Origin of the sequence: Streptomyces sp. NPDC002825 (assembly GCF_040295385.1) — a bacterium.
Lineage (GTDB): Bacteria > Actinomycetota > Actinomycetes > Streptomycetales > Streptomycetaceae > Streptomyces.
The window spans coordinates 20776-35049 of sequence record NZ_JBEOVH010000016.1; the positions used below are offsets into that span (position 1 = coordinate 20776).

The 14274-nt window shown below is 73.1% G+C and carries 8 protein-coding genes; 3 read left to right on the plus strand and 5 right to left on the minus strand.

The genetic code is table 11. From position 1 onward, the window contains the following. Window positions 1-28 precede the first annotated feature (28 nt). The 4 genes from fabI to ABT041_RS21215 all read right to left on the minus strand — a co-directional run bounded on the left by fabI (window position 29) and on the right by ABT041_RS21215 (window position 9270). Window positions 29-805, minus strand: a complete 777-nt coding sequence (fabI, locus tag ABT041_RS21200; protein WP_351186626.1) for an enoyl-ACP reductase FabI — start codon at window positions 803-805, stop codon at window positions 29-31. A 5-nt stretch (window positions 806-810) separates the two neighbouring features. Beyond that, window positions 811-1527, minus strand: a complete 717-nt coding sequence (gene fabG, locus ABT041_RS21205) for a 3-oxoacyl-[acyl-carrier-protein] reductase (RefSeq protein ID WP_351186628.1) — start codon at window positions 1525-1527, stop codon at window positions 811-813. 149 nt (window positions 1528-1676) lie between these two features. Beyond that, on the minus strand, window positions 1677-3425 hold the full coding sequence (locus tag ABT041_RS21210; RefSeq protein ID WP_351186630.1) for a hypothetical protein: 1749 nt from the start codon (window positions 3423-3425) through the stop codon (window positions 1677-1679). Between the two features lies 1 nt (window position 3426). Next, on the minus strand, window positions 3427-9270 hold the full coding sequence (locus ABT041_RS21215) for a hypothetical protein (protein WP_351186632.1): 5844 nt from the start codon (window positions 9268-9270) through the stop codon (window positions 3427-3429). Window positions 9271-9641: 371 nt separating this feature from the next. Here ABT041_RS21215 and ABT041_RS21220 point away from each other — a divergent pair, with 371 nt between their 5' ends. The 3 genes from ABT041_RS21220 to tyrS are packed head-to-tail and all read left to right on the plus strand — an operon-like array spanning window position 9642 to window position 13873. Continuing rightward, window positions 9642-11165: a TldD/PmbA family protein gene (locus ABT041_RS21220; RefSeq protein ID WP_351186634.1), complete on the plus strand. Its 1524-nt coding sequence runs from the start codon at window positions 9642-9644 to the stop codon at window positions 11163-11165. Then, window positions 11162-12553 carry a metallopeptidase TldD-related protein gene (locus tag ABT041_RS21225; protein ID WP_351186636.1) on the plus strand — a complete coding sequence of 464 codons (1392 nt, stop codon included), beginning with the start codon at window positions 11162-11164 and terminating at the stop codon, window positions 12551-12553. Before ABT041_RS21220 ends, ABT041_RS21225 begins: the two co-directional genes overlap by 4 nt. Window positions 12554-12607: 54 nt before the next feature. Further along, a complete protein-coding gene (gene tyrS / locus ABT041_RS21230) occupies window positions 12608-13873 on the plus strand; it encodes a tyrosine--tRNA ligase (protein WP_351186638.1) in 1266 nt (421 codons plus the stop codon). A gap of 63 nt (window positions 13874-13936) precedes the next feature. On the opposite strand, the gene ABT041_RS21235 is transcribed toward tyrS, so the two are convergent. Further along, window positions 13937-14212: a GlsB/YeaQ/YmgE family stress response membrane protein gene (locus ABT041_RS21235; RefSeq protein WP_351186640.1), complete on the minus strand. Its 276-nt coding sequence runs from the start codon at window positions 14210-14212 to the stop codon at window positions 13937-13939. Window positions 14213-14274 lie beyond the last annotated feature (62 nt).

Here is a 14274-nt window from a genome sequence, read left to right on the forward strand (position 1 = left end):
CACGGCCCCTGCCTGCGGTCCTGAGCGGTTACGCGCCGATGGCGTGCAGACCGCCGTCCACGTGGATGATCTCGCCCGTGGTCTTCGGGAACCAGTCCGAGAGCAGCGCGACGATGCCGCGGCCGGCCGGCTCCGGGTCCGAGAGGTCCCACTCCAGCGGGGAACGGGTGTCCCAGACCGAGGCCAGCTCACCGAAGCCCGGGATGGACTTCGCGGCCATGGAGCCGAGCGGGCCCGCCGAGATCAGGTTGCAGCGGATGTTCTGCTTGCCGAGGTCGCGCGCCATGTAGCGGCTGGTGGCCTCCAGGGCGGCCTTGGCGGGGCCCATCCAGTCGTACTGCGGCCAGGCGAACTGCGCGTCGAAGGTGAGGCCGACGACCGAACCACCCTCGGACATCAGCGGCAGCAGCGCCATCGTCAGCGACTTCAGCGAGAAGGCGGAGACGTGCATGGCGGTGGCGACGGACTCGAACGGCGTGTTCAGGAAGTTGCCGCCGAGCGCGTCCTGCGGCGCGAAGCCGATGGAGTGGACGATGCCGTCGATGCGGTCGCCCAGGTGCTCGCGGACCTGGCCCTCCAGGCGGGCGAGGTGCTCGTCGTTGGAGACGTCGAGCTCAAGGACCTTGACCTTGTCGGGCTGGGGCAGCTTCTTGGCGATGCGCTCGGTCAGCGTCGGCCGGGGCCAGGCGGTGAGGATGATCTCCGCACCCTGCTCCTGGGCCAGCTTCGCGGCGTGGAAGGCGATGGAGGACTCCATCAGCACACCGGTGATGAGGATGCGCTTGCCCTCGAGAATTCCGCTCATGGTGATCAGTGACCCATGCCCAATCCGCCGTCAACCGGGATGACGGCTCCAGTGATGTACGAGGCGTCGTCGGAGGCGAGGAACTTCACCGCCGCGGCGATCTCCTCCGGCTGCGCGTAACGGCCCAGCGGCACCTGCGACACGATGCCCGCGCGCTGTTCGTCGGTGAGCACCGCGGTCATGTCGGTGTCGACGAAGCCGGGAGCGACGACGTTGAAGGTGATGTTGCGCGAGCCCAGCTCACGCGCGAGGGAGCGGGCGAAGCCGACCAGGCCGGCCTTGGAGGCGGCGTAGTTGGCCTGGCCCGCGGAGCCCAGCAGACCGACGACCGAGGAGATCAGGACGACGCGGCCCTTCTTGGCGCGCAGCATCCCGCGGTTGGCGCGCTTGACCACCCGGAAGGTGCCGGTGAGGTTGGTGTCGAGGACGGACGTGAAGTCCTCCTCGGTCATGCGCATGAGGAGCTGGTCCTTCGTCACGCCGGCGTTGGCCACGAGGACCTCCACCGGACCGTGCTTCTCCTCGATCTCCTTGTAGGCCGTCTCCACCTGCTCGGAGTCGGTGATGTCGCACTTGACAGCGAGGAAACCGTGCTTCTCGAGCTCCGCCGGGTCGCCCGAGCGGTACGTGATCGCGACCTTGTCGCCGGCCTCGGCGAACGCGCGGGCGATGGCGAGGCCGATGCCCCGGTTTCCTCCGGTGACGAGAACCGAGCGGCTCAACGGATCACCCTTTCGATAGCGGTCTGGTAGCCGAAAACCTATCGGTATCGCTCCCGACATGAGGAATCGACCTCCGACAGTGGCGTAGGGGCGTCACTGTCGGATCCCTACAGCTCGGGAGTGGTACGGCGGGACCGCGGGGGTGGCCGCTAGGCGCGCAGGTCGGCCTGGGAGAGTGCGGCGCACAACTCGTCGAGCGTCCGGTCGTACAGCACCGAACGGTGTGCGAGTACGTTGCGCGCCTTGACGAGGAGCCGCAGCAGCCGGGCGTCGTCCTGGGGCAGGGCGAGGGCTCCGCTGATGTGGGCGCGCAGGAGTTCGCCCACCTGGAGCTCCAGAAACGCCGACTCGGCGTCGCCGCCGGGGTGCGCGGGCGGACGGTCGGCATAGTCGGCGACGACGGTGGCCGGCGGTCGGTGGAGATGGCCGAGCGCCCGCGCGGCGAGGCGCTGCCGTGCCTCTTCGATCCAGGGGATCAGGACGCGTTGCTGGGCCTGGGATACGTGGGCGGCGAGACGGGCCCGGACGTCTCCGTCGCGGGCGGGCGCGGGCCTCCCGTCCGCCGGGTGCCAGACGGCCACGTGGGGGCGGAGCCGTCCCTCCCACGAGACGACGGCGCCACGCGCCCAGGCCTGGCGCAGCTCGGCGCCCGGCCACAGGAGAGCGCTCAGTCGGCGCAGCTTCGGGCAATCGGCGGGCACGGGTCCCGTCAGCGACGCGAGGCAGTTTCCGAGGGCGGCGCCGAGGGTGTGCTGGGCGCCGTCCCACTCCCGGGCGAGCAGCCGCGCGAGCTCCAGGTCGGGGCCGCAGACCTCGACGACGGTCTCGGCGCGCACCGCGCGACGGATCCGCTCCTTCAACGGGTCGCGGCCGGTCGTCGCGGGCGCGTGATCGAGGATCGGCGCGATCGCGGTGGCGGTGTCGAGCCTGCCGAGCGCGCCCCACCACCAGTGCACGGCCGTGTCGCCGAGACCGTGCCGCAGCTCGTCCGGCAGCGTCTCCGGCAGGTCGCCCAGCCGGGCGACGACCAGCAGCCGGGGACGCTCCCCCGGCGGAAGGCCGGCGGTCTTCACGGCGACGGCGAGCGCCCGGAAGAGCTGTTCCACGGCGGCACCACGCGGGCGCGTGGAGGAGGGTTCGCGGCGGGGACCGAGACCGGCGCCGATGCGGGTGCCGGCGTGTGCGCCGGGGCCGGGGGCGGCGCTCGTGCCCGTACCGCCGTCCTGTTCCGTCCAGGCGCGGATGCCGACGATCGGGCGGCGTAAGCGGCCCGGGGCGATGAGGGTGGCGACGGCCTCATCGGCGTCGACCGAGAGCGCCTTGCCGAGCCGGGCCAGCAGGCCGTGCGGATCGTGCCGGCCGATGCCCGGTTCCCGGCGGGGCGCCGGTACGCGCGGGCGGCTCTCCAGGGCCCAGCCGAGGTCGAGGTCGAAGCCGTCGTCGGGCAGGTCCAGGTACGGCAGCTCGTCGGCGTCGTCCGCGTGCCAGGGTTCCTCCGGGTCGGGTTCCGGCTCACGCGGGCGCGTGGGCGCCGGGTCCGGAGCCGGCACGTCGATGCGTACCGGTCCGGTGTACAGCGCGCCGCGGTACAGCTCCTCGGCGAGTCCCGTCTCGACCAGGGTGTCGGGGACCAGCCAGAGGCAGTTCAGCCCGGCCGCGAGGTCTGCGGCGACGGCGCGCAGCCGCGCCCGTACGCCCGGCAGGTCGCCGGGGTGTACGGACTGCGGGGCCGCCCGGTCGGCAGGAGGCGCGGCAGCTGCCAGGAGGCTGCTGCCCGGTGCCTGGCGGTCCGTGCTCGGGGCGGGCACCTCGGCCGACCCTGCCGGCCCCGGTGCGGCGGGCCGGGTCCCGGCGTGGGGCGCCGCCGCCCGCACGGCCCGCGCCCGTGCGTCCGTCACGTCACTTCTCCCCGGCGGTCGCCCGGAACCGCACCGCGCGGTACGTGACCGGTTCCACCGCGAAGCCCTCGGGTGTCTCGTCGAGGACGCCGAGCTGGTCCAGGTGGTGGAGCCACGCGTCGGTGTCGGGGTCGGAGAGTTCGACCGCGGCCGCCACGTCGTCGCGGGGCACCCCTTGGCCCTCCTCCACGTATCCCGTCCAGGCGGCGAGGAGCTGCAGGTCGCGGGCGACGAGCCCGGACAGGCGCAGGTGCTCCTCGAGGTTGCGGGGGTTGGCGATGAGGGCGCGTATCCGCTCGACGGCGTTGTCCAGGGTCGCGCCGTGCACGGACACGTCCGCGACCGCGGCCTCCATCCAGCGGGGCCAGCCGCCGGTCGCGGCGACGAGCCGGTCGCGGTCCTCCCGGGAGACGAAGGGGCATTCCGACCAGGCGCGCAGGGCGTCGGTGGTCCACCGCTCGGGGCGCAGCCACCGCACGGCGAGCTCCTCGTGGCCGTCGTCGGCGGCGAGTTCGGCGAGGGCGGCCGCGTCGGCGACGACCACGACGGAGCGGTTCTCGTTGCCGCCGCTGCGCTGCTCGGTCTGCCGCACGAGCCGGTCGGCGGCGGGCCCGGCGTGGACGAGCATCGAGCGGACGGCCTCGCGCAGCTCTTCGAGGGCGGCGCCGCGCAGGTCGGCCATGATCACGTGCGCCTTGCGGCGGCGGCTCTTGAGGAGGGCTGTGAGGTCCTCGCCGTGGGTGTACGGGACGACGTCGACGCCCCGGTTCTCGGCGAACGCGGTGACGGCCCGCTGGACCAGCGGGGGCCGGTGAAGGGCGGTGGTGCCGATGAGGCTGACACCGGACTGCGCAGTCTCGTGCAGCTGTTCCTCGGTGAGCGGGCTGTAGGTCTGCACGTTGCGGGCGTCGCGGCCCAGGAGGCGCCGGGCGGCGTGCGGGTTGTAGTCGTACGGCAGGCCGAACTCGGTCTCGCGGAGTTCGAGTTCGAGCTCCTCGCGGGTGCCGAGCATGTTGACCACGTTGGGGCTGCGGACGGCGAAGCGGGAGCGGTCGCCGAGCTGGATGAGCAGGCCGAGGCCGACCATCTCGGTGAGGAAGATCTGCGCCTGCTTGGCGCTGAGCATCTCGAAGCCCTCGGGCCAGGCCTCGCGAGCCTCCTGGAGGAGTTCGCCCGCGGAGTAGTCGCCGCGGTATCCGTCGGCGAGGCTGCGCAGGGCGATGACGAGGGCGAGGACCCGGTAGCGGTCCTCCAGGTTGATGGTGAAGCGCAGCCGCTCGGCGATCTGCTGGCGCACGGTCTCCGAGGCGGCGACCTTCTGGACGTCGGCCTCGGTGATGCGGACCGGGCCGCCGGCGAAGGTGTACGGGCGGTCGTGGAGGACGCGGACGAGTTCACGGCAGAAGATCTGCACCAGGTTGGCCTGGTAGTTGGTGATGGCGAGGATGCGCCAGACCAGCTCGGGGCGCTCGAAGAAGTGGCCGAGGGCGGACATGGGCTCGGTGACGAGCCGTACGGCCGCCTGGGTGCCGAGCGGGCCGACCAGGACGTCGGGGCCGCCGTGGACGGTGGAGACGTTGGAGAGGTGTCCGAACCGCTGGACCTGGTGGAGACCGGCGAACACGATCTTGAAGCGGCGTTCGGTGTGCTCCATGAGCCGCTGGAAGTGCATGACGTTGGGGAAGGTGGACTCGCTGCCGACGCGGTAGGCGCGGCGCGAGTCGGTGTTGAGGAAGGCGTCGGCCTCGTCCGCGAGGACCAGGATCCGGCGCGTGTCGTCCTGGTCGAGCCAGGCGCGGATGTTGCGTACGACGACGTCGGGGCCGGCCTGTTCGGACATCTTGTTGTTGAAGACGCCCTTGCGCTTGAGGTCCTCGACCAGGCGGCTCCAGATCCGGTCGGGGGCCTCGGCGTGGCCGATCTCGGCCTTGAGGAGGTCGAGGTAGACGGCCACGTGCGTGTCGGTGCGGCTGGGGAAGATCTCCGCGACCCGGCGCAGCAGGGCCGACTTGCCGAGCTGACGGCCGCCGTAGAGGAACATGCCGCCCTCGCGGCCCATCACCTCCCGCATCTCCTCGTCGCGGCCGTAGAAGACCTCGGGCGGCACGAGCCCCGCCACGAACGGCGTGTACGGGTTGTACGCGGCCCAGGGCAGCGTCACGCGCTGGAGCGAGCGGAACGCGCCGGGCGCGCGCGCCGCCATCCACCCCATCACCGCGGAGTCGACGACCAGGGCCTGCTGGGCGAAGGAACGGGCGGACTCGGCGAGGCCGCGCCGCCCCTCCAGGCCGAGCGGGTGCAGGTAGAGCACGATGTTGGCGCCCACGTCGGCGTCCTCCAGGTGGGCGAGCGGGCCGTCGGCCGGCTGCTCCTCCCAGACGAGGAGGACGGTGTACGAGGACGCCCGGGAGCCGAGCGCCGCGACGTAGCCGGGCCGTTCGGCGACCCGTGCGCGCACCTTGAAGCGGCGCATGCCCTGGCCGAGGGCCGCCCGCTCGGCGACGACCTGGTTCGTGGAGAGTTCGAGGCCGAGCAGCCGCAGCACCCGGGGGATGTGCTGCTGCCACTCGCCGCGCCGGCCCTGCGAGGTGCACAGGGCCGCCCACGACTCCAGGCCGTTGCCGGCGGCGGGGGTGAGCGAGGAGGCGGGGTCGCCGTAGTGCTCGGCCCACCACTCGGCGTCGACGCCCTCCCCGCCGGCCTTCGGCGCGTCGGGAGCGGTCACGCCGCTGAGGAAGGCGGCGAGTTCCGAACCGTCGTCGTACCGGGCGCCCTGCTCGGGCAGCGGCGTGTGGCTGGTCGCGAGGGCGAGGAACTCCTGCGCGGTGACGGTGTCGCCCTCGTCGATGAGGCGGGCGATCCGGTCGTGGTCCCCGGCGGAAAGCGGCTGGTCCGGGCGGGCCCGCAGCTGGGCCAGGTTCTCCCGCAGCTGCGCCGTGTAGTCCTCGACGAGGGTGACGAGCTCGGCCTCGAGGGCGCGCAGCGACTCCACGGCGAAGCGGTAGCGGCCCGACTCCTCGCCGTCCGCGAACTCCTGGAGCCGGCCCACGAACTCGCGTTCCTGGTCTGCGGCGAGCTGGTTGAGCGTCCGCATCTGGGCGAGCAGTCCGGCGGCCGCGCGGTGGTGCTCGGCGATCTCCCGCCGCCAGTCCTCGTGTCCCTGGGCGAGCCGCCGGGCCGCCGTCTCGCCCCACTCGGGGTCGGTACAGCCGTACTCCTCCGGCGCGTTCTCGACCGCGGCGATCAGCGCCCGGGCGAGGTGCAGGTCGCCGTCGTCCAGGTAGCGCGCGAGGGCGTACTCGGCGTCGGCGGGGACCAGCAGGGCGGCGATCCGGCGGGCCGCCCGGGGGTCGGCGAGGTCCGGGTCCCCGAGGGTGTCCCGGGGCAGGTCGGGCAGTCGGAGGAGGGCGTCGGCGGGCGGTACGGGGCCGCCGTCCTCCCGCAGGAGGTCGGCGGCGGTGCCCGCGGGCCGTACGTGCTCACCGGTGAGCCAGGCGCGCAGCAGGCCGAGTGCCGCGCCGCCCGTCCCGGCCGGGGCGGGCTCGTCGGCGACGTCCCGCAGGACCGAGGCGAGCTCGGGGATTCCCCGGTCGCTGACGCCCTGGTGCGGGCGGGCGGAGGCGTGGGCGGCCTCGGCGCGCATGAGGAGTTCGCCGACGGAACGGCAGGCGGCGTGCAGCTGCCGGAGTGCGCCGGCGGTGATCGGCTCCTTGGCCTGCTTCGACGTGCGGAAGAGGGCGTCCGTGTCCTCGATGAGCCGGTCGATGTCCTCGGCCCGCCACAGCTCCTCGCCGAGGGCGCGGAAGCCGAGCGCACCGGTGTACTCCGCCGGACTCTGGCCGGACCACTCGATGACCTCGTTCAGCGCATGGCGCACGGCGCCCGAGGGGCCGACGAGGTACTGGAGCACCTTGGACGCCCGCTGGTACTTCATCTTGCGGCGCGGCAGGTCGTCGAGCAGCTGCCGAGCGGTCAGGCCGATCTCCTCACGGGTGGCGGCCTCCAGGCCCTCCGCGCTGCCCTGGAGCATGCCGGGCTCGAAGGCGCGGCCGTCCCGGACGGCGGCCACGAGCACGTTCAGCAGGTGCTGCCAGGGGCCGGTGAGCCCGGACGGCATGACGAACCCGCTGACCAGGCCGTGCGGCCAGCGCGCGGTGAGGCCGGTGCGCAGGGCGGCTGCCAGGGCCACGAGGTGGGCCTCGCGGTCCTGGGCGGCGAGCGCGGCGTCGAACTCGTGCGCCATCTGGACGGGGGTGGCCTCGCTGTCCGAGACGCAGCCGAACGCGGCGGCGGCGAAGGCGAGCGTCCGCGCCCGGACGTCGCTCTCGTGGGACGCGACGGTCATCCAGTACGCCTCCGCCAGCCGCCCCGTCCGCAGCAGCCGCCCGACGGGGGGTTCGCTGCCGGTCTCCCAGGGCGCGTACGGATCCCAGTCGGGTGCCTCGACTCCACTGGGCCACGGCTCTTCCTCGACGGGCGCGGGCCGGGCGGCGGCAGGCGCGGACGCGAGCGGGGGTACGGCGGCGGCCGGGGCGGGCACGGCGGCCCGCGTCGGCTCGACGGCCGGGGCGGGCGCCGAGGATGCCACGGCGGACGCCGGGGCCTGGGCGGGCACGGCCGCGGCGGCCGGGGCGGGCTCGCGTCCCGGCGCGTCGGCGGCGGACGGCAGGGGCGCGGCGGCCGCGGTCGGCCCGTCGGTCGCGGTCGGCTCGTCGGCCGCGGTCGGCTCGGGCGCGGTCGGCTCGGGCGCGGTCGGCTCGGGCGCGGTCGGCTCGGGCGCGGTCCGCCCGTCCGCCGCGGTCCACCCGTCGGTCGCGGTCGGCTCGGGCGCGGGCAGGGCGGGGGCCGGGGGCGTGGCGGGCTTCTGGGGCGTCGGCAGGGGGGCCGCCTGGGTCGGCAGGAGGGCCGGGGGCCGGGGTTCCACCGCGCGGCGAACGGCCTCGATCGCGGAGGCGCCCGCCCGGACCCGGTCGGCGGCCCTGGCCGTGAGCGCGGTCGTGTCCCCGGTGCCGTGCTCGGTCGGCCCGTCCGGGGAGGCGGCGGGGTCGGCACGAGGCTCGGGTTCGCTTTCCTGGGTCGCCTCCTCCGCCGACCCGAGTTCACGCAACTGCGCCTCGATGCGTTCCAGGTGGCGGCTGAGGTCGGAGGCCTCTTCCTCGTCTTCGGCCAGTTCGAGGAGCTCGGCGTACCGGCCGGCCTTGCGCCGCAGGGCGTCGGCCTGTTCGGCACGTGCCTCCCGCAGCCGCGTCAAGCCGGCCTCGGCGTCGGCGTATCCGAGTTCGGGACCCCATGTGAAGCCCTCGGCAGCGAGTGCGGAGCCGAGCCGCTCGCGCTCCTCGATCCATGCGGTGATCGCCTCGGCGGGGGCGTCCGCGGGGAGGCACCCGGTCTCGACGGCGTCCGCCGCCGCGCGCAGGGCGGCGGCCAGCCGCTCGCCGGAGCGCTGGAGGCGTACGAGCGCTGATTCGGTTCCGGGCAAGGGAGCGGCATCCTCACACTCGAAGGGCGTCGTCGGGGTTTCGGGCGGGGCGTCGAAGCCCGGGCCTATCTCGTACGCGTCGGACGGCGGAGTGCTGTCGGCCGCCGCCTGTAACGCGGCCCGATGCTCGCGTGCCAGCGGCCCGACCGGCAGCCGGCTCGTGCCGGGCAGGAGCATGCCGTAGAGGGCGCACCGCGCGAGGGGCGGGTCGAGCACCCGGAGCATGGCGAGGAGTTCTTCGAGGCTGGGGTCCGCGAGGGCGCGCTCCGGGAAGCCGTACTCCGTGCGGAGCGCCTTCGCGGCCCACACGAGCCCGCAGGCGGCGAAGCTCGTGAGCTGTCCCTGCTGCGCCTTGGCGAGCCGCACGCGGGCGGCGTGGAGTTCCCGGCGGGTGGGGGGCGTCCGGCGCGCGGGCCGGTCAGGCGTGTGGGCGTGCCGGTCTCCGCGTAAGCACTGATGCCAGGTCAGCAGGGATCTGAGTGCGTCCTCGTCAAGGGACGACAGCCAGGACCTGACCCCGTTCACTCACCCGTGCATGGCGTCGATCATCTCATCCGATCGATCGCCAGGCTATGCCAATGCCCTATTCCGATCCCTCAATGCCCGGCGGGCGATGACCTGTTGGGGTAGCGGGCGCCGAAGGTACGCCGCAATGCGCCGACTCTGCCGCCCGTCCCGTGATTGACTTCCCGGACAGTTCAACCGCCGTCTTCCGATCGCCGAGAGCGAGGCCGCTCGTGGTCCATCAGATCGACCCTTCGTTCGTCGCGCTGCCCCTGCGGGCGCTCGCCGACGCGGCGCTCGCCCGAGCGCGCGCGCTCGGTGCCGAGCACGCCGACTTCCGTCTGGAGCGGGTGCGCAGCGCCTCGTGGCGGCTGCGCGACGCCAAACCGTCCGGGTCCTCCGACACCACGGACCTCGGCTACGCGGTGCGGGTGGTGCACGGCGGGGCCTGGGGCTTCGCGTCCGGCGTCGACCTGACGATGGACGGGGCCGCGCGGGTCGCCTCGCAGGCGGTCGCCATGGCCAAGCTGTCGGCGAAGGTGATCGCGGCGGCCGGCTCCGACGAGCGCGTGGAGCTGGCCGAGGAGCCGGTGCACGCCGAGAAGACGTGGATCTCCTCGTACGAGATCGACCCGTTCTCCGTGCCCGCCGAGGAGAAGAGCGCGCTGCTCGCCGACTGGAGCGCGCGGCTGCTCGGGGCGGAGGGCGTGGCGCACGTGGACGCCTCACTGCTCACCGTCCACGAGAACAAGTTCTACGCGGACACGGCGGGCACCGTGACCACCCAGCAGCGCGTCCGGCTGCACCCGCAGCTCACGGCCGTCGCCGTGGACGAGACGACCGGCGAGTTCGACTCGATGCGGACGATCGCGCCGCCGGTCGGGCGGGGCTGGGAGTACCTGACGGGGACCGGCTGGGACTGGGACAAGGAGCTCGACGAGATCCCGGCGCTGCTCGCCGAGAAGATGCGGGCGCCGAGCGTGGAGGCGGGCCGGTACGACCTGGTCGTGGACCCGTCGAACCTGTGGCTGACGATCCACGAGTCCATCGGGCACGCCACCGAACTGGACCGGGCGCTCGGCTACGAGGCGGCGTACGCGGGCACCTCGTTCGCCACCTTCGACCAGCTGGGCAAGCTGGCGTACGGCTCCTCGATCATGAACGTGACGGGTGACCGGACCGCCGAGCACGGTCTCGCCACCGTCGGCTTCGACGACGAGGGCGTCGAGGCGCAGAGCTGGGACCTGGTGAAGGACGGCACGCTCGTCGGCTACCAGCTGGACCGGCGGATCGCGAAGCTCACGGGCCTCGGCCGGTCGAACGGCTGCGCCTTCGCCGACTCCCCCGCGCACGTGCCGGTGCAGCGGATGGCGAACGTCTCGCTGCAGCCGGATCCGGGCGGTCTGTCGACGGAGGACCTGATCGGGGGCGTGGAGCGGGGCATCTACGTGGTCGGCGACCGGTCCTGGTCGATCGACATGCAGCGCTACAACTTCCAGTTCACCGGCCAGCGCTTCTTCCGCATCGAGAACGGCCGGCTCGCCGGGCAGCTGCGGGACGTGGCGTACCAGGCGACGACCACCGACTTCTGGGGCTCGATGGAGCAGGTCGGCGGCCCGCAGACGTACGTGCTCGGTGGCGCCTTCAACTGCGGCAAGGCCCAGCCGGGCCAGGTCGCCGCCGTCTCGCACGGCTGCCCGTCCGCCCTCTTCCGGGGCGTCAACATCCTGAACACGACGCAGGAGGCCGGTCGATGAGCCGCGTCAGCAAGCCGTACGAGATCGTCGAGCGGGCCCTGGAGCTGTCCCGCGCCGACGGGTGTGTCGTCATCGCCGACGAGGAGTCCTCGGCCAATCTGCGCTGGGCCGGGAACGCGCTCACCACGAACGGGGTGACCCGGGGCCGTACCCTCACCGTCATCGCGACCGTCGACGGCGCCCAGGGCACCGCCTCCGGTGTCGTCTCGCGGTCCGCCGTGACCGTCGACGACCTGGAGCCCCTGGTCCGGGCCGCCGAGGCCGCCGCCCGCGCCGCCGGGCCCGCCGAGGACGCCCAGCCGCTCGTGGAGGGCGTGCCCGCCTCGCCCGACTTCACGGACGCGCCGGCGGAGACCTCCTCCGCCGTCTTCACCGACTTCGCGCCCGCGCTCGGCGAGGCCTTCGCACGCGCGCGTGCCGGCGGCCGTGAGCTGTACGGCTTCGCCAACCACGAGCTGACCTCCACCTACCTGGGCACCTCCACGGGGCTGCGGCTCCGCCACGACCAGCCCAACGGGACCCTGGAGCTCAACGCCAAGTCCCCGGACCGCTCGCGCTCCGCCTGGGCCGGGCGCGCGACCCGGGACTTCAAGGACGTCGACCCGGCCGCGCTCGACGCCGAGCTGGCGACCCGCCTCGGCTGGGCCGAGCGCAGGATCGAGCTGCCCGCCGGCCGGTACGAGACGCTGCTGCCGCCGACCGCCGTGGCCGACCTGATGATCTACCAGCTGTGGTCCTCGGCCGCCCGGGACGCGGTGGAGGGCCGCACGGTCTTCTCCAAGCCCGGCGGCGGCACCCGGCTCGGCGAGACGCTCTCCCCACTGCCGCTCACGCTGCGCAGCGACCCGAACGAGCCGGGCCTGGAGTCCGCGCCGTTCGTGATCGCGCACTCCTCCGGCGACGACTCCTCCGTCTTCGACAACGGTCTGCCGGTCGGGCCGGTCGACTGGGTGAAGGCCGGCGCCCTGGCGCACCTGATCACCACCCGGCACACGGCGGGGCTTACTCGGTTGCCCGTGGCGCCGGGAGCGGGGAACCTGATCCTGGACGGCGGCGGCGAGCGCTCGCTGGAGGAGATGGTGGCCTCGACGGAGCGCGGCCTGCTGCTGACCTGCCTCTGGTACATCCGCGAGGTCGACCCGGCGACGCTGCTGCTGACCGGGCTGACCCGGGACGGCGTCTACCTCGTCGAGAACGGCGAGGTGGTCGGCGAGGTGAACAACTTCCGGTTCAACGAGTCGCCGGTGGACCTGCTGTCGCGGGCCTCCGAGGCGGGCCGTACGGAGAAGACGCTGCCGCGCGAGTGGAGCGACTGGTTCACCCGGGCCGCGATGCCCGCCCTGCGGGTGCCGGACTTCAACATGAGCTCGGTCAGCAAGGGGGTCTGACCCGCCTAGACTGAGCGCCGTAGCACTGACGACTTTCTGAGGAGACGGACGATCGTGACGGACATCGTCGACGAGCTGAAGTGGCGCGGGCTGTTCGCCCAGTCCACCGATGAGGACGCACTGCGCAAGGCTCTCGCGGACGGTCCCGTCACGTTCTATTGCGGTTTCGACCCGACCGCGGCCAGTCTCCACGTCGGCCACCTGGTCCAGGTCCTCACCGTCCGCCGGCTCCAGCAGGCCGGGCACCGGCCGCTGGCGCTGGTCGGCGGGGCCACCGGGCAGATCGGTGACCCGCGGCCGACGGCCGAGCGCACCCTGAACGACCCGGAGACGGTCGCGAACTGGGTGAACCGGCTGCGTTCGCAGATCGAGCCCTTCCTCTCCTTCGAGGGGGAGAACGCGGCGGTCATGGTGAACAACCTGGACTGGACCGCCGGGATGTCGGCGATCGAGTTCCTGCGGGACATCGGCAAGCACTTCCGGGTCAACAAGATGCTGACCAAGGACTCCGTCGCCCGGCGCCTGGAGTCCGAGCAGGGCATCAGCTACACCGAGTTCAGCTACCAGCTGCTCCAGGGCATGGACTTCCTCGAGCTGTACCGCCGCTACGGGTGCACGCTCCAGCAGGGCGGCTCGGACCAGTGGGGCAACCTGGTGGCAGGCCTCGACCTGATCCACCGCCTGGAGCCGGGCGCCGAGGTCCACGCGCTCGCGACCCCGCTGATGGTCAAGGCGGACGGCACCAAGTTCGGCAAGACCGAGAGCGGGGCCGTCTGGCTGGACCCGGAGATGACCACGCCGTACGCGTTCTACCAGTTCTGGCTGAACGTGGACGACCGGGACATCTCGACGTACATGCGGATCCTCTCCTTCAGGTCCCGCGAGGAGCTGGAGGAGCTGGAGGCGCAGACCGCCGAGCGGCCGCAGGCGCGCGCCGCCCAGCGGGCGCTCGCCGAGGAGCTCACCACCCTGGTGCACGGCGCCGAGCAGTGCGCGGCCGTCATCAACGCCTCCAAGGCGCTGTTCGGGCAGGGCGACCTGGCCGAGCTGGACGAGCCGACGCTCGCCGCCGCGCTGTCCGAGCTGCCGCACGCGCGCGTGTCGGAGCTCGGCCAGGTCGTGGACCTGTTCGCCGAGGTCGGTCTGGTGGCGAGCAAGTCGGCGGCGCGCCGCACGGTAAAGGAGGGCGGGGCCTACGTGAACAACGTGAAGGTGACCGCCGAGGACGCCGTGGTGGCGGCCGAGGAGCTGCTGCACGGCCGCTGGCTGGTGCTGCGGCGCGGCAAGAAGAACCTGGCCGCGATCGAGTTCGCCGGCTAGCGGGACCCATGGCAAGAGGCCCGGTACGTGCGCTGAGCGCCGTACCGGGCCTCTTGCCGTGTCTCAGGCGCGCTGTCTGCTGCCCCTGATCGAGGCCCACAGCATGTCGCCGACGCCGACGACGGCGACGGCGCCGATCAGCTGGAGCAGGTGCCGGGTCCAGTCGATGCCCCGGGTGTCGTTGACTCCGATCCAGGTCGCGACGGCGTTGCCGAGCACGCTGCCGAGAATGCCGAACACGGTCGTCAGCCACAGCGGGATCTGCTGCTTCCCGGGCAGGATCGCCTTCGCGATCAGACCGAGGACGAATCCCACGATGATCGCCCACAACCAACTCATCGTCGCCTCCTAGTACGCATGTGGGCCCAGTCTCGACCTATCGGTCATACGGCGCATGTCGG

Excerpts from the sequence above, each read along its gene's own strand:
- fabI (WP_351186626.1), bottom strand. The coding sequence starts at position 805 with ATGAGCGGAATTCTCGAGGGCAAGCGCATCCTCATCACCGGTGTGCTG.
- ABT041_RS21225 (WP_351186636.1), top strand. The coding sequence starts at position 11,162 with ATGAGCCGCGTCAGCAAGCCGTACGAGATCGTCGAGCGGGCCCTGGAG.
- ABT041_RS21235 (WP_351186640.1), bottom strand. The coding sequence starts at position 14,212 with ATGAGTTGGTTGTGGGCGATCATCGTGGGATTCGTCCTCGGTCTGATC.